Origin of the sequence: Flavonifractor sp. An112 (genome assembly GCF_904377885.1) — a bacterium.
GTDB classification, from domain to species: domain Bacteria; phylum Bacillota; class Clostridia; order Oscillospirales; family Oscillospiraceae; genus Flavonifractor; species Flavonifractor avicola.
The window spans coordinates 21,508-43,056 of the sequence record NZ_CAJFGT010000002.1; the positions used below are offsets into that span (position 1 = coordinate 21,508).

A 21,549-nucleotide genomic window follows, 5' to 3' on the forward strand; every position below is an offset into this window, starting at 1 on the left:
GCCCTTGTGGTAGAATTGAATGGTTTTTGTTATTTGACTGCGCCGGAAACAACGCCGCCGATGATCTGCTTCTGGAGGATCACATAGAGGATGAGGATGGGGATGACGCACAGCAGCAGGCCGGCCATGATGGTGCCGTAGTCGGCGGAATAAGTACCGTAGAAGCTGTAGGTGGACAGGGGCAGAGTGAGCAGCTCCTTGTCGGTCAGCACCAGGGAGGGCAGCAGGTAGTCGTTCCAGAAGGCCAGGGAGTTGAGGATGACCATAGTGGCGATGATGGGCTTGAGCAGGGGGAAGACGATCTTGAAGAAGGTTTGCCGGTGGGTGCAGCCGTCGATGTAGGCCGCCTCCTCCAGGGCGATGGGGATGTTGCCCTTGATGAAGCCGTGGAACATGAACACCGACATGGCCATGGAGAAGCCGGTGTGCATGAAGATCAGGGTGATGCGGTGGTTGAGCACGTTGAGGGTGCCGCCGTAGATGCTTACCAGGGGGATCATGATGGCCTGGAAGGGAATGATCATGGAGGCCACCATCAGGGCAAAGGCGATCTTGGAGATCATGTTGTTGCGGCGGACGATGTAGTAGGCCAGCATGGAGGACAGCAGGGTGACCAGCACGGTGGCCGAAACGGTGACGATAAGGGAGTTCTTAAAGGCATTGAGGAAGTCCATCTGGGTAAAGGCCTTCACGAAGTTGTCAAAGGACAGACCCTTGATGGTAAACAGCCAGGAGAAGGGGTCGGTGATGATATCCCGCTTTTCCTTCAGGGAGTTGATGACCACCATGATGAAGGGGAACATATAGGCGATGAAGATGATGATCATGCCGGTCATGGCCAGCGCGTTGGCGACCTTGCGCTTGGTGCCGCCGATGGTCGAGTTATTCATTATGCATCCACCTCACGTTTCTTGGTCAGGTACACCTGAATACCGCTGATGATAGCCACGATCACAAACAGGATCAGGGCCTCAGCCTGGCCCACGCCGAACTGACGGGAGGTAAAGGCCTTTTCGTAGACGTGCATGGCGGCCATCTCGGTGGTGCCGTAGGGAGCGCCGGCAGTCAGGGACAGGTTCACATCGTACACCATGAAGGCACGGGACAGGGTGAGGAACAGGCAGATGGTGATGGAGGACATCATCAGGGGCAGGATGATGTGACGCAGCTTGGTCCAGCCGGTGGCGCCGTCGATGCTGGCGGCCTCCATCACGTCCTTGTTCAGGCCCATGAAGCCGGCCACATAGATGAGGATCATGTAACCGGACAGCTGCCATACGGAGACGAACACCAGAGCCACAAAGGCCAGGGTGGGGTCAGACAGCCAGGAGGCGCCGAAGAGCTCCCAGCCGGTGGCCTCGCCGATGCCCACGAACACACGGGAGAATACGAACTGCCAGATATAGCCCAGCACCAGGCCGCCGATCAGGTTGGGGGTGAAGAAGCCGGCCCGGAAGAAGTTCTGACCCTTAAAGCCCCGGGTCAGCAGGTAGGCGATGGCAAAGGCCAGAATGTTGACCACCACTACCACGACCACCACATATTTGAAGGTCAGCAGCAGGGAGGACCAGAACTGGCTGTCTTTCAGTACGCTGAGGAAGTTGGCGCCGCCGATGAAGTTCTTTGTATCAGAGACGCCGTTCCAGTCGGTCAGGGTCAGATAAATGCCGTAGATAAAGGGGATGATTACCACTGCCGCGAAACAGAACAGGCCGGGCAGGGCAAATCCGCAAAAATCTTTTCCTCCGCTTTTTCTTTTCATCCTAGCTCCTCCTTATTGCTGCTCGTCCCAATAGGCCACGATGGAATCGATCAGCTCCGCCCGGTCGCTTCTGTCGGCCAGATACTTCTGCATGGCGGCGCCCAGAACAGACCAGTGGTCGTTGGGGACAATGGCGGACGCGTTGAAGGCGGCACCCTCATGCACCCGGCTGTAAATGTCCCGGCTCAGGGGATCGGAAGGCTCATAGGGGTTGTTCTGGAAGGGAGGGATGATCTTGCAGGTTTTCACCAGCATCTGCTGGCCGATCTCGCTGAACACGATCCAGTTCAAAAACTCCTTAGCCGCAGCCTGCTCCTGCTCTGTGGCCACGACCCCGTCCAGCATGACCTGCTTGGAGGGAGAGGCCTGGATCTGCTGGTTAGCGAAATCGTCGGGGTCATTGTTCATGAAGTAGGGCAGGAAGCCGTACTCATCGTCCTCCTCGGCGTCGGCCTCGGCCAGGTTGGGCCAGGCCCAGTTGCCGTTGAACCAGAAAGCAGTCTTGCCGTCGGCCAGGTCAATGGCCATCTCGTCATAGTCGGCGCCCAGAGGGTCACGATAGGCCACATTGTACTTCTTCAGGATATCAAACATATCCAGGAACTGGGACATACGGTCATAGGTGGTCAGATCCAGCTGACCGTCCTTAATGAGGTTGATACACTCGGCGGCGCCGTCAGAGGTGCCGTCGTAGGTCTCATAGATGTACTGCAGGTGATGGGCGCCCAGGGACCAGTCCTCCATAGCCAGGGAGATGGGGTGCTCCATGCCGGCTTCCACCAGCCGGTCCAGCAGGGCCACAAAGTCGTCCTGGGTCCGGATGGTAGTGGGATCAAAGGGCTCGCCCAGGGTCTCCTCGATGACTTCCTTGTGGTAGATGATGCCGCGGCCCTCAATACAGAGCGGGAAGCTGTATACCTTGCCGTTGATTTCGGTGGTATAGCCCTCTGCCTCGGCGATCCAGGGCTGGTCGGACAGGTCAGCCGCCTTTTCCTCAGCCAGGGCGATGACGTCGGTGGTGTCCAGAATGGACAGCGTGGGGGGATTACCAGAGTTGTACAGGCTGACTACTTTGGTATAGGGGGAGTCGCCGTCAGTGACGGGCATGACTTCCACGTGTACACCGGACTTTTCCTCGAAGGCCGCTGCCATTTCCACCAGAGCGGTCTGGATCTCGGCCTTGGAGTTGAGCAGGGTGATGTTGGTGCCGCTCAGGGACGGGTCGTACTCAAAGGTGTCCACCGACATATCGATGGGCTCCACCACTTCCACCGCATTGGGGTCGTCCGGGTCGCTGGCGAAGCCGAATCTGCATCCGGACAGCAGTCCGGTCATCAGAGCGGCCGAAAGACCCAACGCAAGGAATCTGGTCGGTGCGTGTTTCTTCATTGTCTCTCCTCCTGTTTCCTCTTTTTTTGATTTGGTGACGAAAGCATATAAAAACCGGTTGTGTAACCGGTAATGGAACCGGTTATTCTTAAACAATATTACTCCCTATAATAAGCTTCCGTCAATGCTTTTCCCATGCTGGAAATATTTTTGTAAAATCCGCCTCATTTCCAGTGTTTGAAATTATGCACAATTACACCCAGCTTCCCCGAGACCAAGGGATTGCATCCATTTCTTCTCTTTGCTATAATAAAATTCAATCAATTCCGAGAAGAAATCGCGCATTTATCTTCAAGGTTTTACCAGCCGTGTGTTCTGTCTGCGCCAAAGCAGATTGGTACATGACCTCGGCAGATTGAAGGGCTTGATATGGAAGAGAAAAAAAGAGTGACCTTTGACGACATTGCCAGATATACCAATTTTTCCAAGACAACCATATCCAGATATTTTAACGACCCGGATTCTTTGACGGAGAAAAGCCAGCAAATCATTTCCGATGCACTGGAGAAGCTGGATTACCATGAGAACCGGGTGGCCCGCATTCTGGCCATGGGAAAGACGGAATTCATCGGCGTCATCGTCCCTGAGTTTTACCACCGCTTTTATTCAGAGGTGCTCAACCAGATTCTGGCCACTTACGAGACCTTTGGCTATAAATTCCTGGTGTTTATCGGCAACAATAATAAGGAGAGCGAGCGCCGGTACATCAAAGAGCTGCTCTCCTATCAGATCGAGGGCATGATTGTATTGAGCCACACCCTCTCCTCCCAGGAGTTGGCTCAGTTTCAGATCCCGGTGGTGGCCATCGAGCGGGAGGACCAGTTCGTGTGCAGCGTGAATACCGACAATGAGGCGGGAGGACGGCAGGCGGCTGCCCTGCTGGAGGAGCAGCAGTGTGATATTCTGATCCATATCAACTCCCCTACAGATCCCCGCATCCCTGCCTACGGGCGCATCCGGGGGTTTGAGGATTATTGCCAGACCAACGGTCTGGCTCATGAGGTGATTCTGCGGGAGCTGGACCGGTCCTATGAAGAGGACCAGGCCATCCTGCAGGACATTCTGAGGAAATGGGACAAGAAATACGCCCGCAAGAAAATCGGTGTGTTTATGGCCAACGATACTACGGCCAACACCCTGCTGAACCTGATTATCCGGCGGTATGGTTATCTGCCCAAGGAGTATTGCATCGTTGGGTTTGATAACTCGCCCACGTCCAGAGAGGCCATTATTCCGCTCAGTACAGTTGGGCAGCAGGTGGACCGGCTGGCCCATGAGGCGGTCCAGCTGTTGGTGGACCAAATCAAGGTCCGCAAACAGGGAAAGCCGCTGGCGGAGTCGGCCCCCGTCCATAAAATTGTCCCTCCTGTCCTGTTCCGGCGGGCCACCGCCGGAGGCGTGGATGTAATCTGAGGGCTGAACGATAAAAACCGGCGGACTGCTGTAACAGCAGTCCGCCGGTTTTTTATCGCACGTTCTGGCCGGAACTTCCGGGGCGGCAAGAGACAGTCGAAATGTTCCGCTGAATGAAGGGAAAGGAATGGAAGCAGCAGACGAAGAGGGACTGTCTGATATTTGCCGCAGCGGGGAGGCAGTTCCGGGGGCACAGCGTCAATATTCCATGACGATATTGCCTTCCAGATCGACGATCACACGTTGTTCATCCTGGGTTTCCGCCTTGGCATAGCCGTCGGAATAATAGGCGCTCACATCCTGGATACCCTTGTCGTAGGGGACATACAGGATCTCCATATCCTCATTGACAGCAACAGTGGCGTAGTCCTCAGTGCCGCCAATGCCGGTGATGTTGCCCTGATCATCCTTGAGGACGGGCGCCGGACCCACATAGACCCCGTTCTTGATGGCCAGGGAGCCGTCCATGTGGGAGTGCTCGTAGGCGTCGGTGGGGAAGAAGGTCTCGCCTTCGGCGTTGATGAAGTTGAAGTCGGTACCGCCCCGGCTGGAGAGGTGGGAGGAGACCTCCACCCAGTCGGTGTTGTTGAAGTTGCTGGTGATGGTGGAATAGTGGCTGTCGGCTACATCAAAGACCACGTTGCCGCTCTTGTCGATGAGCTGGTTTTCCACCACCGCGATGCCGTTGTCGGCGAAGGGACCGCCCCGGGAGCTCAGGCCCCGGATGACGATATTGCCTTCCACATCCATGTAGCCGTACTCAGAGTACCCCTTCGGGGTGTTCTTGAAATCAAAGCTCACCATGCCATTGGATACCTGGACCAGATAGTAGTCCTCCTGGGGTTCAATGACATACTCAAACTGATCGTTGATGACGGCCTTGTTGTCCACCACGGCGTAACCGTCGTCGGAAAAGGCGGTGAAGCTCTCTTCCTCCCGGGGCTCAAAGACGATCTCCCCGTCCTCCAGGTAGAAGTAGCCGGTGCCCAGTTTGGTGCCGTCGGCCTCACATACCGTCCCCACGGCGATGCCGTTGGCGGAGAAGGCCAGCTCGTCAAAAAAGCGCATGAAGATATAGTCCGAGACAAAGTTGCCCTCCCGGTCAATGAGGCGGAACTCGTCGCTGTTGCTGCCAGTGCGGACAAAGGCGGTGCCGTTGACTTGGAAATCACGGGCAAAGGTATACTGAGGCTCGATTACCCATGTCCCCTGGGGATTTTTGTAGCCGTATTTTCCTGTCTCGCTGTCCTTGGCGGGGGTCATGCCGTACTGGAACAGGGCGTCGGGATCGTAGGTGTCGGTGTAGGAGGCGCTGCCGCCGGCCGGCTCCGATCCACCGGCGGAGCCGGAGGGGGACTGGCCGGAGGACTGTCCGCAGGCGGAGGCCAGCAGAAGCAGGCTGCTCAGCGCTGTCAGTGCAAAAATTTTTCCGGTTGTGCGCTTCATAGTGTCAGATCTCCTTTTCAGATAGGGTGGCTTATTCGAGAAATTGGGGCAGCTTTTTCAGGGCTCGCTGGGCCCGTTTTTTGACCCGCTCGTAGTCGATATTCAAGCGGATGGCAATTTCTCTGATGGTGTGTCCTTCAAAGTATTTCAGCTGCAAGATCTCACGGTCCAGTTCGGGGAGCCGGGCCAGCGCCTGACGGAAGTGCTCCTGTTGTTCCCAGACTGCGATGGGATCATCAGGTGGGTCTGCCGACTGTGCTGCCAGCCATTGCTGCTGATTTTGCCTCCAGCGCCGAATGGCTTTGCGCTCGGAGATGGCCGTCAGATAGGCTCGCAGACTTCCTTTTTCCGGATCGAACTGCTTTCTTTGCAGATAAAAGTCAGAAAAGGTATCCTGCACGCAAATATGAATATCCTCGTCGCAATCCAGCTTTTGAGCGGCGGCAAAGCGAACCGGCTCCCCGTAGCGCTTCCACAGCAGGTCCATACCTGCAGTGGGATCAGCATCCAACAGTTCCAGCAGCTGTCGATCGTCCAAGTGTGTCCCTCCCTTCCACATACTAATTGCAGGCAAAAGGGAAAAAGGGGACAGCTGGACAAAAGATTGGGAAAAAATCCGCCTCCTTCCAATGGGGAAGGAGGCGGATTTGATAGAGGTACTATGGAATGGTGACGGGGATATCGAAGGGGTGGTTCCAGCGTAAGACAGGATCGGTAAAGGTAAGATCTGTGGCATAGAGGCCGGGTGCGTGGCGCAGCAGCAGGCTGGTCAGCCGGGGTTCACCCTCCTCAAAGACATATTGCCGCTCGCAGGCGCCGGAAAAGTAGGCCTCGTCGGTCAAAAAGAGCTGAAGACCCACATCTACCAGGGTATAGTCCTCCATGCCGGAGTGGAGGGAGAGGTCCAGCCGGGACACCAGAGGGGCCTCCTGGGGCTTTTTAATCCCGCCGGAGGGGTAAGTGATGACGGCGGCGGCAAACTGCTCCAGAATTGCCGGATCAGACCCTATTCCGGTGATGGATGTCAGCTCGATCCGGCCTGAGAAGCAGGTATAGACCGGTCCCACAGGCAGAACCTGACCCTGCTGCTGGGGCAGGGGAATGGCCATATGCCAGCTTTCCGGCGCCGTCAGGTAGAGGTAGGGCACATGGAGGGTGTAATCCCCGGCGGGGATGTCTCCAAAGTTCCAGTCACTGGCGTCGTTCTGCCGTCCGGGCTGATATTCTCCCTCATATACGGTGCCGTCGGCGGCCGTCAGGGTAATGGGCGCGTCCGTGGCGCCCAGAGCAGTCAATGGGCTGCGGGTCAGCGTGCTGGTGGGAATCATATATTTGTCGGAGGAGGCGGGGGACAAATTAAGAATCACTGCGCCGTCGGTCCGGCGTGGCGTAGCGGTAAGGCTGTAGTTTCCCGATGTGCCGGTGTAGGAAGGCCGCTCCGGTTCCGGCTGTACCGTCATGGAAATGGTGAAGGGGTGGTTCCAGCGGTAACAGAGTTTTTCCGCAGGCAGAGAGAGGGTGGCCTGATCCAGCCCGTTCGGTGTGCCTACCACATAGCCTCGGAACTGGGTATATTGCCCGTCCGAATCATAGACCGGCTCTGTCCATAGACCGGCCTCCACATTGTGGTAGGTCGTATTGTTCAGTATCACAGTGCCGGCCCCGTCCTCCAATACCGGAATGGCTGCCGGGACACGCTCCGGGTCCTCTCCCTCCCAGGTGGCCTCCGTAGCCCACCAGGTGTAGCCAGCCTCGTCATAGGAGTGGGAAATGGTGCTACAGTAGGCGGTGACGTCGTCAATGGAGAAGGGGCGATCCAGAGTCAGCGTACCGCCGGGCAGGGAGAGGGAGGCCGGTGCTCCGTCAGAAGCAGAGAGGGACAGCTGTACCGTGGGGGAGTCTGTACCGGCGGCTGGATATTGATAGACATAGGGGACGTTGAGCACATAATCCCCCGGCTCAGCAGGGCCGAAATACCAGTCCAGATAGGTATCGCCATTGAAGGGAGAATAAGAGGCAGGCTCGCCCTCCAGTACGGTGCCGTCCGGCGCGGTAACGGTGATAGGCAGCTGAGGTCCTCCGTAGTCGCTCCAGATCCCTTTGGTCAGGGAGGGAGAGGTCTTGAATGGGCCGGTGTTCAGCGGGTGGATGGAGACCACCAGCTCCCCATTTTCAAGCCGGGGCACCGCCAGCAGGCCGCCGTCGGCCTCAGTCACCGAGTAGAATCCGGCCTGCTCCAGGGCAGTTTCCTCCGCGGCCACCAAGGTGATAGGCAGGTCGGTACCATCCAGGGTCAGAATCAGCTCCAGGGAGGAGGCGGAGGACTGCGGCAGATCTCCCTCATAGATCAGCCGCAGGGAGTAAGCTCCGAGAACGTCCAGCCCGTTCTGGCTGATGGAGATGGGCTGGAGGTTATCCAGGCCGCTGAGAGAGATATCCAGAGGCGTGAGGTAGGGACTGGTTTGGCCGTACAGGCTCAGATCGGCCAGAAAGGAGCCGTTCTGCCAATAGGCGTCCTCCAGATGGATCTCGTACAGCTCACCCTGAATGACAGCGCTTTGCTCCAGAATGTAGGTGCCGGCCTGAGGATCGGAGTCAACGCCGTAGCCGGACACGAAGCCGAAATGGCGCAGGATCATGTAGGCGCAGGCAGCCAGCGCGGCCAGGATGAGGGCCACCAGCAGACCCAGGGACAGCGCCCGCAGCAGCTTTTTCAGACTGCGCTGCTGCCGCTTTTTCACCGTCTCATAAGGCAGGCCCAGGGAGGCGGCGATCTCACGGGCCGTCAGTCCGCCGTAATATTTCAGGCGGATGATCTGTTGGTCTACCGGGTCCAGCTCCGACAGGGCCCGCTCCAGTTCATCCTGCTGTTCTATATGGGCGAAGGGGTCCGCTGGTTCCTCCGGCGGTGGTGAGGAGGAACGCTCCCAACGGCAATTTTCCTGGTACCGGCGGATGGCACACCGCCGGGCGATGACGGCCAGGTATCCTTTCAGGGTGCCCTTGCTGGGATCAAAGTGGTCCCTCTGTAAGTAGAATTCCGAGAAGGTCTCGTTGACACACTCCTTGATATCTTCGGCACTTTGAAGATAGGTGCGGCACACCGACCAAAGCAGGCCGCTGTACCCTTCGATCAAGTCCGCCATGCCCTGCTCCGGATCCCGGTCCAGAAGGACCAGCAGCTTCCGGTCCTGCTCCATGAACACATCGCCCCTTTTCCTGAGAAGCTTTATTTATGTATTATCTCATGAGCTGGAAAATGGGACAAGTGCTGGAAATCAGAGCGCAAAAAATAAAAAGACCTGCCATCCGCAAAATGCGGACGGCAGGTCTTTTTAGAAAGCTTACAGATAGCTCTTCAGCTTCTCCACCATGTCGGTGTGCTCCCAGGGCAGATCGATGTCGGTACGGCCGAAGTGACCGTAAGCAGCAGTCTGCTCGTAGATGGGACGGCGCAGGTCCAGCTTCTCGATGATCTTGGCCGGACGCATATCAAAGCACTCGTTGACGATAGCGGACAGCTTCTCCTCGGAGAGGACGCCGGTGCCGTAGGTGTCCACCAGCACGCTGACGGGGTGAGCCACGCCGATGGCGTAGGCCAGCTCGATCTGGCACTTGCGGCACAGGCCAGCAGCCACCAGGTTCTTGGCGATGTAGCGGGCCATGTAGGCAGCGGAGCGGTCCACCTTGGTGGGGTCCTTGCCGGAGAAGCAGCCGCCGCCGTGGGCAGCGGAACCGCCGTAGGTGTCCACGATGATCTTACGGCCGGTGAGGCCGGTGTCGCCCACAGGGCCGCCCACCACGAAGCGGCCGGTGGGGTTGACGTAGAACTTGGTGTCCTTGGTGATGTACTGAGCGGGGATGATGGGCTTGATGATTTCCTCCACCACGGCCTCACGCAGGTCCTTCAGAGCGATATCGGGGTCGTGCTGGGTGGACACCACGATGGCGGGGCAGGAGAGCACCTTGCCGTTGTCGTCGTACTCCACGGTGACCTGGCTCTTGCCGTCGGGGCGGAGCCACTTCAGCTTGCCGGCCTTGCGCACATCGGTGAGCTGGCGGGACAGCTTGTGGGCCATGGAGATGGGGGCGGGCATCAGCTCGGGGGTCTCATCGCAGGCATAGCCGAACATCATGCCCTGGTCACCGGCGCCGATGAGGTCGGCGGCGTCGGTGCCGCCCTCCTGGTGCTCAAAGGACTGGTTGACGCCCATGGCGATGTCGGGGGACTGCTCGTCAATGGCGGTCATAACGGCGCAGGAGCGATAGTCAAAGCCGTAGGCGGGATCGGTGTAGCCGATGCGCTGCACGGTGCGGCGGACGATGGAGGGAATGTCGGTGTAGTGGCTGGTGGTGATCTCGCCCATTACGGTGACGATGCCGGTGGTGGTGAAGGTCTCACAGGCCACATGGGCGGTGGGGTCGGCGGCCAGGATGTCGTCCAGGACAGCATCGGAGATCTGGTCGCACACTTTGTCGGGGTGACCCTCGGTAACGGACTCCGAGGTAAACAGACGGTTTGCCATTGGTAATTACCTTCCTTTCTAAACTGGAGCAAAAACGCGCTCCGCCGGACGGCGGAGCGCATTGGGCTCTTCCATCCTCATCTTTCGATTTCCTCGCCGGATTTGGCACCTTGCAGCAAAGCAGGTTGCCGGGCTTCATCGGGCCGTTCCCTCCACCACTCTCGATAAGGCTATTCAATTGACTGTGGGTATTTTATCGACTTTTTCCCACTTTTTCAATAGACAAAAACCGGGCTTTGTATAGAGTTAGAAGAACTTGCTTCCTCAGGCCTTCCAGCCGTTGAGGTAGTCCACCTGCTCCGGAGTGAGCTTGTCGATGGCAAAACCCATGGCGGCCAGTTTGACCCGGCCGATCTCGTCGTCGATCTCGGCGGGCACCTGATAGAGCTTCTTCTCCAGGGTGTCCTGGTGCTTGAGCAGCCACTCTAGGGCCAGAGCCTGGACGGAGAAGGACATATCCATGATCTCGGCGGGGTGGCCGTTGCCGGCAGCCAGATTGACTAGGCGGCCCTCGCCGATGACATTGAGCACCCGACCGTCAGGCAGGGTAAAGCCCTCAATGTTATCCCGGCGCAGTTCGCGCTTGACAGCCATTTCCGCCAGGCTCTTCACGTCTACCTCGCAGTCGAAGTGACCGGCGTTGGTGAGGATGGCGTTGTGCTTCATAACGGCAAAGTGGCGAGGAGTGATGACGTCCTTGCAGCCGGTGACGGTGACAAAGATATCGCCGTACTTGGCGGCCTCGTCCATGGGCATGACACGGAAACCGTTCATGGTGGCGTCCAGTGCCTTGAAGGGGTCCACCTCGGTGACAATGACGTTGGCGCCCATGCCGCTGGCACGCATGGCCACGCCCTTGCCGCACCAGCCGTAGCCGGCCACCACCACGGTCTTGCCGGCCACCACCAGGTTGGAGGTGTGCATGATGGCGTCCCACACGGACTGACCGGTGCCGTACTTGTTGTCATAGTAGTGCTTGGCCTTGGCGTCGTTGACCGCCATCATGGGGCAGGGCAGGATGCCCTCCCGCTCCCGGGCCTTGAGGCGCAGGATGCCGGTGGTGGTCTCTTCGCAGCCACCGATGAGGTTTTCGCCCAGATCGGCGCACTTGCCGCCCAGCAGATCCACCAGATCGCCGCCGTCATCGATGATGAGATGAGGCTTGAACTTCAGGGTCTCAATGAGCAGATTCTCATAGTCCTCGCCCATAGCGCCGTGGATGCCGAAGGTCTCTACGCCCATATCGGCCAGACCGGCGGCTACGTCGTCCTGAGTGGACAGGGGGTTGGAGCCGGTCAGATGTACCTGAGCGCCGCCCTTGGCCAGCACATAGCCCAGATTGGCAGTTTTGGCCTCCAGATGGACGGATACGGCCACCCGCAGACCGGCAAAGGGCTTCTCCTTTTCAAAACGGGCTTCGATGCCGCCCAGAGCGGGCATAAAGTCCCGCACCCAGTTGATTTTGCGGCGTCCAGAGGGGGCCAGGGAAGGATCTTTTACAATACTCATGTCATTAACCTCCTTGGGGGGCCGCTGAGGGGCTGGGCCCGTCCCAGAAATCAAGGGTAAGCAGGGGCTTGGTTTTCCGGAAAGCCTGGACCCGCTGGTGCAGGTCCAGCAGCTGCGCCTGGGTGGGTGAGGTTGGCCCGCCGTAAGCGGGGCAGGTAAAGAACCAGCAGAACTTGGCTCCGCTGCCGATGATCCGATCGTAGTACTCCTCAGTGGCTACCCGATCCGCATTTTCCGCCGTACAGCGGCAGGCCACGCCAAAGGGGAGCCTGTGCGTCCGCAGCAGTACGGAGGCACGCTCGGCGTCCAGCGGGTCCACATCCACCTGAATGGCGGGGAAGAGGTTGCGTACCCGCAGCAAATCCTCACACAGTGAGGGGGTAATGGAGGTGGGAGGTGTAAACACGGCGAATACACAGTCGGTGTGCTTGTTGCACAGAGCGATGATCTCCTCCTGACGGGCCAGGGGATTGCCGCCGTTGAAAATAAACAGATGACAGCCTCTGGCCTTACGGGCCTCCAGCTCCTCATCCAAACTGTCAAACTCCATGGAGGGCCGTACGCCGAAGATGGATGCGCCGCAGCCGGCACAGTTCATGGCGCAGGGGAAGGACGGGTCGATGATAACGGACCAGGGGGCCTCGTCCTGTCCCAGAGCGCCGGCTTCCTTTTTGCCGGGCCACTCCAGCAGGCCCCCGTGAATGATAAAGTTCTCAAAGATCTTTTTCAGAATACTGCTGTCAATATCGGTATACATACTGCGGATCAACTGATGCCAGTTGTTGTCCGGATCGGTCATTGCCTGGTGGAACAGCGACTGGTAAGGGGGAGAGAGATGTACCCCCGCGTATCTGTCCAGCCACTCCATCAGCTTGGGGAGGTTGGCGTCCGGGTCCCGATCCAGATAATCCAGGGCCTTGGAGATACCAAAAGCCTTAAGCCGGGCCGGTATGCTCATAGATGTATACCCTCCTTTCGCCCTGTAGTGCACGGAGGTATGTCACTGCAAAAGAGGACAAACCAATCCATAATAATATAACCATATCATACAGCCACATTTTTCGCAATACCATAGACAAAACCGGCGGGCTGTAAATATTTCAGACAGAACCACCGGAGTGTCTATTGAAACGGGATTTCCATTCTTTCGATATACAATTGCAGCCGCTTGTGGTATACTAAATCGAATCACCATGTACAGCCTGCAAACGAGGAGTGAGCCTATGCGCACCGGTCTCATCACGTTCCATTTTGCCCACCACTACGGCGCTCAGCTCCAGGCCCTGGCCACCATGAAGGCCATTCAACGCCTGGGTCACGACTGCCAGATCATTGATTACCGTCTGCCCCATACCACCCGCACCAATCAGCTGTTCAAAAAGAGCCGCTCGGTGCGGGATATGGCGTCAGACGCCCATACCGCCCTCCATTATGCCGCCTTCCAGCGCCGGTTTCAGCGCTTTGAGGCCTTCGTGGCCGAGGAGATGGAGTTGTCTTCCCAGCAGTACACCGATTTCCGTCAGCTGCAGGAGGCGCCGCCGGCCTATGACGTCTATGTGGCGGGCAGCGACCAGATCTGGAATCCTTACATTTTCCAGACCAAGCAGTTTGACCCCGCCTTCCTGCTGGACTTTGTGCAGGAGGGCCGCCGCATTGCCTATGCCCCCAGCCTGGGCGTGCCCCAGCTGCCGGAGGACAAGGCTGCGGAGCTGAAGCGCTTTCTGGCACCCTTCTCCGCCCTGTCGGTCCGTGAGAAGCGGGGCCAGGTGCTGGTGCGTCAGGCAGCCGGCCGGGAGGCCCGGGTAGTGCTGGACCCCACCCTGCTGCTGAACGGCGAGGACTGGGGCAAGCTGGCCGCGGCTCCCAGACACCAGGGACCTTACATCCTGTGTTACTTTGTCTCCGATCCCGGAGAGGCGGCTCCCTATGCCCAGGCTCTGTCCAGACAGACGGGGTGGCCCATTGTCCAGCTGGCGGGAGCCCGCCGGAAGATCGACGGGGCCAAGGAGATCGTCTTTGATGCCGGCCCCCGGGAGTTCCTGGGCCTGTTCCAGCACGCCGCCGCAGTGGTGACCAACTCCTTCCACGGGGCGGCCTTCTCCCTCCAGTTCAAGAAGGATTTCTTCACCTCCATGTCCCCCAAGGAGCGGCGGGAGCCCACCTTCTCCCGGATCTACAGCCTGCTCTCCCGGCTGGGGTGCGCCGACCGCATCATCGGTCTGGATACTACTGCGCCCATCGACGCCAAGATGGACTATGACCAGGTTTATGAAAAGCTGGAGGCCGCCCGGGCGGACTCCCTGGCCTATCTGAAAGCGGCGGTGGAGGGCACCGCTCTTCCGGAGGAAATGGGCGCGGCCCAGGAGCAGGCCAAGCCCAACCTGTGCAAGGCGGAGGACTGTACCGGCTGCACCGCCTGTGCCGCTGCCTGCCCGGTTGGGGCCATTGAGATGAAACCCGACCATGAGGGCTTCCTGCGGCCTGTGGTGGGGGAGAAGTGCATCCTCTGCCGCAAGTGTGAAAACGCCTGTCCCGCCCTGACTGAGCCGGTAAAGGGCCCCGATCCCAACTGCGCCCACGGGGTGTGGAACAAAAATGACGAGGTGCGCTCGGGCAGCTCCTCCGGCGGCGTGTTCTCTCTGCTGGCCGGCCATGTACTGGACCAGGGAGGCGTGGTGTACGGCGCTGCCTTTGACGGCTACATGGCAGTGCGCCATACCTGTGCCGCCTCCATGGAGGAAGTGGCCGCCATGCGGGGCTCCAAGTATGTTCAGAGCGATCTTGGGGAAACCTTCCATCAGGTGAAAGAACAGCTGGAGGCGGGTAAGCCGGTGCTCTTTACCGGCCTTGCCTGCCAGGTAGACGGCCTGAAGCATTACCTGGGCCGGGATTACGACAACTTGCTCACCTGCGATCTGGTGTGTAACGGCGTACCCTCTCCGGCGGTGTTCCAGGCCTATCTGAAAAAGCTGGGGATGGAGCACGGCGCGCCGGTCACCGGGCTGCGGTTCCGGGACAAGGCCCACGGCTGGTCCCACTCCCATATGACGGTCCGCTTTGCCGACGGAGGCAGCACCACGACCCCCCTCCACCGTACCACCTTCGGCCGGGGCTTCGGGATGCAGCTCTTCCTGCGTCCGGTGTGTGCCAAGTGCCGGTATACCAGCGTCAGCCGTCCGGCGGACCTGACTCTGGGTGACTTCTGGGGCCTTGACCCCAAGCTGAAGCTGCCCACTGACCGGGAGAAGGGTGTTTCTCTGGTTTTGGTCAACAGCGCCAAGGGACAGAAGGTCTTTGACGCTCTGGAGGACAAGCTGGGCCAGGTGGAGCGGCCTCTGGCCGAGGCTGTGGCGGGCAATCCCCGGCTGGCCTATCCTCTGACCCACAACGCCAAGCGTGGGGCCTTCTTCGCTGCCTTTGCCGCCATGCCCTTTGAGCAGGTGGAGCAGAAATACCTGACCCCGCCTCCGCTGCCTTACCGGGCGGCAGCTAAGGTGCTCACCCCCAAGATGAAAGAGAAGATCCGCAAGATCCTGAAATAACGGATGGAAAGTTTACAAATTGTTTGGGAATTTTCTCCCATGCCCTGATACACTGGGCACACATGGAAGCGGGGCGGTGGAGCCGCCCCTCGGGAGGTAATGATTTTTGAGTGTGATACAACGCTGGCTGGACCGGTTCTGCTATAAGCATCCCCGGTTCGGTATCCCCAACCTGATGCTGGTGGTGGTCATCGGCAATGTTCTGGTGTGGCTGCTGGATCAGTTCAGTCAGGGCTTTTCCCTGTCGTCCGCCCTGTGCTTTGCGCCCTACTATATCATCCACAAAGGCGAGATCTGGCGGTTGCTCACCTTTATCTTTGTGCCTACGACCAGTAATCTCTTTTTCCTGGCCATCTCCCTGTATTTCTACTACTGGATCGGCTCCATCCTGGAGCGGCAGTGGGGCGTGACCAAGTTTACGGTGTTCTACCTGCTTGGGGTGGTGCTTAATATCATTGCGGGCTTCCTGGTCTATCTGTTTATCCCTCTGCCCGTGGAGACCGCCACCATGCACTACGTCAACCTGTCCATGTTCTTCTCCTTTGCCACCCTGTACGGGGAAATGCAGGTACTGCTTTTCTTCGTGATTCCGGTAAAGGTCAAATGGCTGGCCTGGCTGGACGCCGCTCTCTTTGCCTACGACATCATTTACAACCTGGTGCAGCTCCCCACGGTCGGGATGTTTGCACTGGCGGGCATCGTGGCTCCCATCGTGGCGATCCTCAACTACCTGATCTTCTTCTGGGATGACCTGATGGCCAGCCTGGGCCGGGTAAAGCGGCAGACGGCCCACCGCCACTCCCGCCAGACCGTCAACTTCAAGCAGGCTACCAAGCACGCCCAGCAAACCAAGGGTTATATTCACAAGTGCGCCGTCTGCGGCAAGACCGACACCGACTACCCCGACGAGGAGTTCCGGTACTGCTCCAAGTGCAACGGCTACTACTGCTACTGTTCGGAGCACATTCACAACCACGTTCACATCGAATAAAAGATACCAAAAGCGCCCCCATCGGAACCTTCCGATGGGGGCGCTTTCTTGTGTGGTGTTACCGTTTGCTCAGCCGGAGTACCAGGGCGGTGCGGTCGTCCGCCGCGCCGGCCTGCTGTTCACTCTCGTCTATGAGTTCTTGGGCCAGCTCCCGGGGGCTCTGGCCGTCAAAGGCGGACAGCTTGTCCCGTACCCACTGGTCGGGCTGTCCGCCGGTGACACCGTCGCTGATAAGCAGTACGCAGTCTCCTGCCTCCAGTTTCAGATGGGTCACGTCGGGGGCGCCGCCCTCGCCCCCCGCCAGCCCGGCGGGGAGGGCGCAGCCGGTGACCCGGCTGACGGCGGTCCCTTTCTTTACATAGCTGGGGGCCGCACCGTATTTGTAGATGTTGCCTTCGCCGGTGAAGAGGTCCACCCGCAAAAGGTCGATGGTGGTGAAGCCGATCTCATCCTCACCCCGGAGGGCCAGGGCGGAGCTGAGAGTCCGCAGGGCATTTTCCGGCCGCACGCCCGCCCGGAGGAACTGCTCCAGTAGCCGCACCGCCAGGGTGCTCTCCCGCTGGGCCAGCCGTCCCGAGCCCATGCCGTCGCACAGCAGCACATAGAGGGTGCCGTCGTCGTGTTTAAACCAGGCCCCCGTATCACCCGACACGGTCTGCCCGTCCTTCTTTCGGGCGGCCACCCCGGCCACCGCCATCAGCGGCTCGCTTTGCACCAGCACCAGCCTGTCCCGGCGGCCCTCCTCCACCAGCCGGAGGGGGAAGTTCATCAGCTTGGCCAGCTTGTCCACCTGGCTGCTCTGCCGCAGGGGAGAGAGCCCGGCCCCCTCCAGCTCTACCCGTAAGTGGCCCGCTTCGTCGTAATACACGGCCAGCTCGCACTCCACGCCCTGGGCGGTGAGATACTGCCGCAGCCGCTTTTCCCGCACCGGGTCGGGGATGAGCTCGGCGCTCAGCTCCGCCGCCGCCGTGCCCAGCACCTCAGCCAGCTCGCCGTACTGCCGGCAGACCGCCGCCCGATTCTCCCGCAGACGGCTCTGGTACTGCCGCCGGTAGAGCAGTCCTGCCAGCTCCTCGTTGACGGCGGTGAGGAAGTCGGCAAACTTCATGCAGCGGTTGGAGAAATAAGCGGGGAAGTCGCCCCCCTCGCCCCGGCCCCGCTCCAGCATAGCGGGCAGGGCGTCGTTGAGGGCGTTGTAGGTGGACACATAATCCCGCTGCCAGCAGGAGGTCTGGAGCGGGCAGCGCTTGCACATCCGGTCCGCCGCCCGGTCAAAGATAGCGGCAGTGTCGTTATCGTTGGGGCGTCCGGTGTGGAGGGTACCCCGCATGGATTCGTACAGACTCTTGAAGGCGGCGGCGGTGTCCTCCATCCGGCCCTTTACATAGGCCATGGCCCGCTCCTGAGTGCCGTGTTTGGGCTCCCGGGCCACCAGGGCACCCACCTGCCGCAGCAGCTTGTCCGGCAGCAGGAGAAAGACCACCGAGGCGGCGAACACCTCATAGAGCAGAGGAATGTGCAGTCCGTCCTTCCAGGTCCACAATACCGCCAGAGCGTTGGACAGTACATAGGCCAGGGTGGCGGCCAGCTTGCCCTGGCGGTGGAACACGCCGGTCATCACCCCGGACAGGGCGTAGGCCATGGCGTAAAAGGGCATCCCACCGGTGGACAGGTCCATACCCAGACCAACCGCCACGCCGGCGGTGGCGCCGATGCTGACGCCTCCCTTGTAGGCCACCGCCATCACCGCCACCGCGGCGGCAAAGCGGCCCACGGACAGATCCCCCAGCAGGGTCAGCTTGGACAGGGTGAGCAGCAGGGTACCTAACAGCAGCAGCAGGCTGATGGTCTGCCGGGCGGTCAGCCCCTCCTCCTCCCGCTTTTCAGTCCAGGGGGTGAAGGCAATGCGGTAGAAGTATACCGACGCCCCACACAACAGCAGTTCAGTGCCGAAGAAGATCAAACTTTCCGGCGTCCAGCCCTGGTCGGACAGGTAGATGAAGCCGGTAACCCCGTCGATGGCGGCGGCGGACAGGGGCATAAACCAGCTCTTCCGGTAGGCCCCTACGTCAAAGAAGGCGAAGGCCACCGAAAAGACCAGTACACAGGCCGCCGCGTACCGCAGGCCCTCCACAAAGCCCTCCATGGTCAGGTAGCCGAAGCAGGCTCCCAGCAGGGCGCAGAAGCCGTCCAGCCCGGAGCCGGAGGCTCCCACCAGTCCCAGTCCAAAGGGGGCGTACCCCCCGAAGATCTCCGCTCCCGCCAGCAGGGCCCCCAGCAAAAAGCGGATGACGCATTCGGCAAAGCGCACCAGCGCCGGGGCACGGAATACCACCTTTCCCGTCTCCCGGGCCTCCTCCCGCAGCCGCGCCGCCTTGGTTTTCAGCTTCTCTTTTGTTGCCATGGTCCCTGTCTCCTTTGCTTTGGGGCGTATTTGCCCTTCCGGTATCAGAGACAGTGTAACCCATAAACTGGAAAAATATGGTCGGAACACGGCGCGGTTTTGGGTTTGGTCTGTGTTGGTTGAAACCAGATGCTCGTTTTTTGTGTTAAGATAGGTGAAAGCGCTTTCAAGTGTGGAGGTGAGCGGATGGAGGAAGGAGAGCTGATCCGGCGGATGAAGCGGGGTGACCCTGCTGCTCTGGAGGCTTTGATGGACCGGGACATGGCCTTTGCCTGCGGGGTGGCCTCCTCTATTCTGCGGGACGCCCCCAGGGATGTGGAAGAGGTAGTGTCCGATTCCTTCCTGGCCCTGTGGAATAACGCCCACAAGCTGGTGCCCGGCCGGGTGCGGGGCTATCTCAGTGCGATTATCCGCAACAGGGCCAAAAACCGCCTGCGGGAACTGGGGAAGGAGCTGCATCTGGAGGAGGATCTTCTGGACCTGGAGCCCTCCGGCGATCTGGGGCCCCGGCGATCTCTTTGATTCTTTTTTTACCCTTGAAAGCGCCCCCCTGGACGAGGGGCAGAAGGCTCTGCTGGACGAGATGGGTACTACCAATCTGTCCCCCTCTACCAGCAACGGCATTACCATTACCCCGCTGGCCTCGGTGGCCGATGCGTACAACTGTTACCTCCGCCTGCGGGTGGAGGCCCCGGAGGGCACGGTCCTGCCCGATATGGGTATCCAGGAGGACCATGTGTTCCTGGATGTGGACCTGCGGGACACGGCCACCAGCGAAAGACTGGACTGGGGAGTGCAGAAAGCACGGTTCCTGCCTGACAGCACCCCTGGGGACAATGTGGTGGAGCTGGTCTTTATCCTCTATGGCCGGCCGGGCGGTGTAAACTGGAACGACGGCGTATCCAAGACCCTGTATCTCACCGATCTGGCGCTTATCTCCAGGGAGGGTACCTCTGGGGAGGAGCCTATGATTCTGGAGGGAACGTGGAGCTTTGCACTGGACCATCTCTACCGGAGCAAGATTCTGGAGGTAGACCCAGCCGGGGCTGTCCGCCTGGACACAGAGACCCAGGCGATGGTCACGCTGGAATCGCTGACCCTCTCCCCGCTGTCGGTCAGCTTCACCCTCTCCTATCCTCCGGACGCGGGATCCTTTGTCCACTATGAATTAACGCTGGTCTGCAAGGATGGTTCCACCGTTACCATCAACGGGGCAAACGGATATGGCGATCCAGGCCCGGATGGACCAGGAGGACGAGATTACTTCTACGGCGTCTCCGCCTTTGATATCCCCATCCCGCTGGAGCGGATCGACCACATCCAGTTCGGGGACTGCTCTATTTTCCTGCCGGACACAACTCAATAGGTAGAAAGGTCCCGGACCAGCGGTCCGGGACCTTTTTTATTTACTTCACCACAATATCTACATAGGCGGAGGTGGTGGCGTCCAGCACCGCCATATAGCCGCACCGGAATTCCAGCCAGTCCCCCACCTGCACCTGGCCGCCGCAGTCCTCCACGTCCACGATCAAATGGTCGGAACTGGCTCCAATCATCTCCGCCCCCGGCAGGGTGGGGGTGAGGGCGGCCCAGGCCACGTCCTGTTTTCCGGCGGCGCAGATGGCCCGCAGGCGCACACCACGGTCAGGATACTCCGGGGTGTCCCCCTTGCCGTCCCGGCCCAGCTCACCGATGGGTACCGAAGGCTTGCGCCGCAGCTCTACCACCTGGGCCTTGAACAGGAAGGCGTCGTGGTGATAGCCCTCCAAAAATCGATTGCCGGTGGTGTCCTCGCCGAAAAGTACCGCTTCGCCCACCCGCAGCTGATTGATTCCGGCGGGCATAACGCCGTCCTCCAGCAGCTTGAGGGCGCAGGTGCCTCCTGCCGACAGCACCGAGATGGAGCAGCCGTAGGTCCTGTTGAGGTAGTCCCGCAGCTCCACCAGAATGGCGGTGTTGTCCACCGAGGGCAGTACGCTGCCGTAGCATCCCACGTTGGTGCCTAACCCCACTAATTTCACACCGGGGCAGTCCAGAATCTGGGGTACGATCTCGTCCAGCTGCTCCCGGCCGAACACCCCCTCCCGCAGGTCCCCTACGTCGATCATCAGGATGATGGGGTGGATCTTGCCCTGCCGGAGGGCGGCCTCCGACACCGCCCGGATCACCTCGATCTGGCTCTGGAGGCTCCAGTCTGCCCAGCGGACCACCTCCTCGGCCTCCAGGATAGCGGGGATACGGATGAGAAGGTACTTGAGACCGGGGATGGCCTGTTTGGCGGCCATGATGTTCTTCATCCGGCTGTCGGCAAAGGAGGTGATGCCCCCTGCCATGGCCGCCCGGATCACCTCCGGCCGGGCCGAGAAGCCTTTGGTGGCAAAGACCAGCTCCACCCCCTTGGATGCACAGAAATCATGGAGCTTTTTGGCGTTTTCGGTCACTTTGTTGGTGTTGATCTCCAGGATAGGCGCATACATGACACGTTCCTCCTTTATGGATCCTTTGCCACCATCATACCGGGTCTGTGGCCCGATGGCAAGAAAATGTTTCCTGCCTCTTGACAACTG

Annotated in this window: 16 protein-coding genes and 1 riboswitch; of the genes, 5 read left to right on the plus strand and 11 right to left on the minus strand. The window is 59.5% G+C overall.

What is annotated here, in order from left to right; genetic code table 11:
- Positions 1-29 precede the first annotated feature (29 nt).
- From IHN22_RS00385 to IHN22_RS00395, 3 genes are read right to left on the minus strand one after another with little or no spacing between them, the layout of a single operon-like run.
- Positions 30-890 carry a carbohydrate ABC transporter permease gene (locus tag IHN22_RS00385; RefSeq protein ID WP_087387990.1) on the minus strand — a complete coding sequence of 287 codons (861 nt, stop codon included), beginning with the start codon at positions 888-890 and terminating at the stop codon, positions 30-32.
- Positions 890-1,762, minus strand: a complete 873-nt coding sequence (locus IHN22_RS00390; RefSeq protein WP_087188255.1) for a carbohydrate ABC transporter permease — start codon at positions 1,760-1,762, stop codon at positions 890-892. Before IHN22_RS00390 ends, IHN22_RS00385 begins: the two co-directional genes overlap by 1 nt.
- A 12-nt stretch (positions 1,763-1,774) precedes the next feature.
- A complete protein-coding gene (locus tag IHN22_RS00395; protein ID WP_191433010.1) occupies positions 1,775-3,151 on the minus strand; it encodes an ABC transporter substrate-binding protein in 1,377 nt (458 codons plus the stop codon).
- Positions 3,152-3,520: 369 nt separating this feature from the next.
- On the opposite strand from IHN22_RS00395, the gene IHN22_RS00400 reads away from it, so the two are divergent.
- The gene (locus IHN22_RS00400) at positions 3,521-4,564 is read left to right on the plus strand and encodes a LacI family DNA-binding transcriptional regulator (RefSeq protein WP_191433011.1); all 1,044 of its coding nucleotides are present in this window, start codon (positions 3,521-3,523) and stop codon (positions 4,562-4,564) included.
- Between the two features lie 198 nt (positions 4,565-4,762).
- Here IHN22_RS00400 and IHN22_RS00405 read toward each other — a convergent pair whose 3' ends face one another.
- From IHN22_RS00405 to IHN22_RS00430, 6 genes are all read right to left on the minus strand, one after another.
- The gene (locus IHN22_RS00405) at positions 4,763-6,010 is read right to left on the minus strand and encodes a WG repeat-containing protein (RefSeq protein WP_191433012.1); all 1,248 of its coding nucleotides are present in this window, start codon (positions 6,008-6,010) and stop codon (positions 4,763-4,765) included.
- 31 nt (positions 6,011-6,041) lie between these two features.
- Positions 6,042-6,548 carry an RNA polymerase sigma factor gene (locus IHN22_RS00410; protein WP_158100253.1) on the minus strand — a complete coding sequence of 169 codons (507 nt, stop codon included), beginning with the start codon at positions 6,546-6,548 and terminating at the stop codon, positions 6,042-6,044.
- 121 nt (positions 6,549-6,669) lie between these two features.
- Positions 6,670-9,210, minus strand: a complete 2,541-nt coding sequence (locus IHN22_RS00415) for an RNA polymerase sigma factor (RefSeq protein WP_191433013.1) — start codon at positions 9,208-9,210, stop codon at positions 6,670-6,672.
- Positions 9,211-9,354: 144 nt separating this feature from the next.
- Positions 9,355-10,536, minus strand: coding sequence for a methionine adenosyltransferase (metK, locus tag IHN22_RS00420; RefSeq protein WP_087387980.1), 1,182 nt, complete (start codon positions 10,534-10,536; stop codon positions 9,355-9,357).
- Positions 10,537-10,610: 74 nt separating this feature from the next.
- Positions 10,611-10,707: riboswitch (SAM riboswitch) on the minus strand.
- Between the two features lie 93 nt (positions 10,708-10,800).
- Positions 10,801-12,045, minus strand: a complete 1,245-nt coding sequence (locus IHN22_RS00425; RefSeq protein WP_191433014.1) for an adenosylhomocysteinase — start codon at positions 12,043-12,045, stop codon at positions 10,801-10,803.
- Between the two features lie 4 nt (positions 12,046-12,049).
- On the minus strand, positions 12,050-13,003 hold the full coding sequence (locus IHN22_RS00430) for a radical SAM protein (protein WP_191433015.1): 954 nt from the start codon (positions 13,001-13,003) through the stop codon (positions 12,050-12,052).
- Between the two features lie 265 nt (positions 13,004-13,268).
- On the opposite strand from IHN22_RS00430, the gene IHN22_RS00435 reads away from it, so the two are divergent.
- Positions 13,269-15,587, plus strand: a complete 2,319-nt coding sequence (locus IHN22_RS00435; protein WP_191433016.1) for a polysaccharide pyruvyl transferase family protein — start codon at positions 13,269-13,271, stop codon at positions 15,585-15,587.
- Positions 15,588-15,699: 112 nt separating this feature from the next.
- Complete coding sequence (locus IHN22_RS00440) at positions 15,700-16,578, plus strand: rhomboid family intramembrane serine protease (RefSeq protein WP_242958717.1); 879 nt, start codon at positions 15,700-15,702, stop codon at positions 16,576-16,578.
- A 58-nt stretch (positions 16,579-16,636) separates the two neighbouring features.
- Here the strand turns inward: IHN22_RS00440 and IHN22_RS00445 are convergent, their stop codons facing one another.
- A complete protein-coding gene (locus IHN22_RS00445) occupies positions 16,637-18,982 on the minus strand; it encodes a SpoIIE family protein phosphatase (protein ID WP_191433017.1) in 2,346 nt (781 codons plus the stop codon).
- Between the two features lie 186 nt (positions 18,983-19,168).
- On the opposite strand from IHN22_RS00445, the gene IHN22_RS00450 reads away from it, so the two are divergent.
- Both IHN22_RS00450 and IHN22_RS00455 read left to right on the plus strand, forming a co-directional pair.
- A complete protein-coding gene (locus IHN22_RS00450; RefSeq protein ID WP_191433018.1) occupies positions 19,169-19,504 on the plus strand; it encodes an RNA polymerase sigma factor in 336 nt (111 codons plus the stop codon).
- A gap of 61 nt (positions 19,505-19,565) precedes the next feature.
- On the plus strand, positions 19,566-20,348 hold the full coding sequence (locus IHN22_RS00455) for a hypothetical protein (RefSeq protein ID WP_191433019.1): 783 nt from the start codon (positions 19,566-19,568) through the stop codon (positions 20,346-20,348).
- Positions 20,349-20,388: 40 nt separating this feature from the next.
- Here the strand turns inward: IHN22_RS00455 and IHN22_RS00460 are convergent, their stop codons facing one another.
- Entirely contained in the window at positions 20,389-21,459 is a 1,071-nt protein-coding gene (locus IHN22_RS00460) for an alanine racemase (RefSeq protein ID WP_191433020.1), read from the minus strand.
- Positions 21,460-21,549: the final 90 nt, after the last annotated feature.

What these genes read in the sequence shown, in the direction of transcription:
- IHN22_RS00435 (WP_191433016.1), top strand. Translation starts at nt 13,269, where the DNA reads ATGCGCACCGGTCTCATCACGTTCCATTTTGCCCACCACTACGGCGCT.
- IHN22_RS00430 (WP_191433015.1), bottom strand. Translation starts at nt 13,003, where the DNA reads ATGAGCATACCGGCCCGGCTTAAGGCTTTTGGTATCTCCAAGGCCCTG.
- IHN22_RS00385 (WP_087387990.1), bottom strand. Translation starts at nt 890, where the DNA reads ATGAATAACTCGACCATCGGCGGCACCAAGCGCAAGGTCGCCAACGCG.
- IHN22_RS00445 (WP_191433017.1), bottom strand. Translation starts at nt 18,982, where the DNA reads ATGGCAACAAAAGAGAAGCTGAAAACCAAGGCGGCGCGGCTGCGGGAG.
- IHN22_RS00415 (WP_191433013.1), bottom strand. Translation starts at nt 9,210, where the DNA reads ATGGAGCAGGACCGGAAGCTGCTGGTCCTTCTGGACCGGGATCCGGAG.
- metK (WP_087387980.1), bottom strand. Translation starts at nt 10,536, where the DNA reads ATGGCAAACCGTCTGTTTACCTCGGAGTCCGTTACCGAGGGTCACCCC.
- IHN22_RS00400 (WP_191433011.1), top strand. Translation starts at nt 3,521, where the DNA reads ATGGAAGAGAAAAAAAGAGTGACCTTTGACGACATTGCCAGATATACC.
- IHN22_RS00455 (WP_191433019.1), top strand. Translation starts at nt 19,566, where the DNA reads ATGGGTACTACCAATCTGTCCCCCTCTACCAGCAACGGCATTACCATT.
- IHN22_RS00450 (WP_191433018.1), top strand. Translation starts at nt 19,169, where the DNA reads ATGGAGGAAGGAGAGCTGATCCGGCGGATGAAGCGGGGTGACCCTGCT.
- IHN22_RS00425 (WP_191433014.1), bottom strand. Translation starts at nt 12,045, where the DNA reads ATGAGTATTGTAAAAGATCCTTCCCTGGCCCCCTCTGGACGCCGCAAA.
- IHN22_RS00460 (WP_191433020.1), bottom strand. Translation starts at nt 21,459, where the DNA reads ATGTATGCGCCTATCCTGGAGATCAACACCAACAAAGTGACCGAAAAC.
- IHN22_RS00390 (WP_087188255.1), bottom strand. Translation starts at nt 1,762, where the DNA reads ATGAAAAGAAAAAGCGGAGGAAAAGATTTTTGCGGATTTGCCCTGCCC.
- IHN22_RS00395 (WP_191433010.1), bottom strand. Translation starts at nt 3,151, where the DNA reads ATGAAGAAACACGCACCGACCAGATTCCTTGCGTTGGGTCTTTCGGCC.
- IHN22_RS00405 (WP_191433012.1), bottom strand. Translation starts at nt 6,010, where the DNA reads ATGAAGCGCACAACCGGAAAAATTTTTGCACTGACAGCGCTGAGCAGC.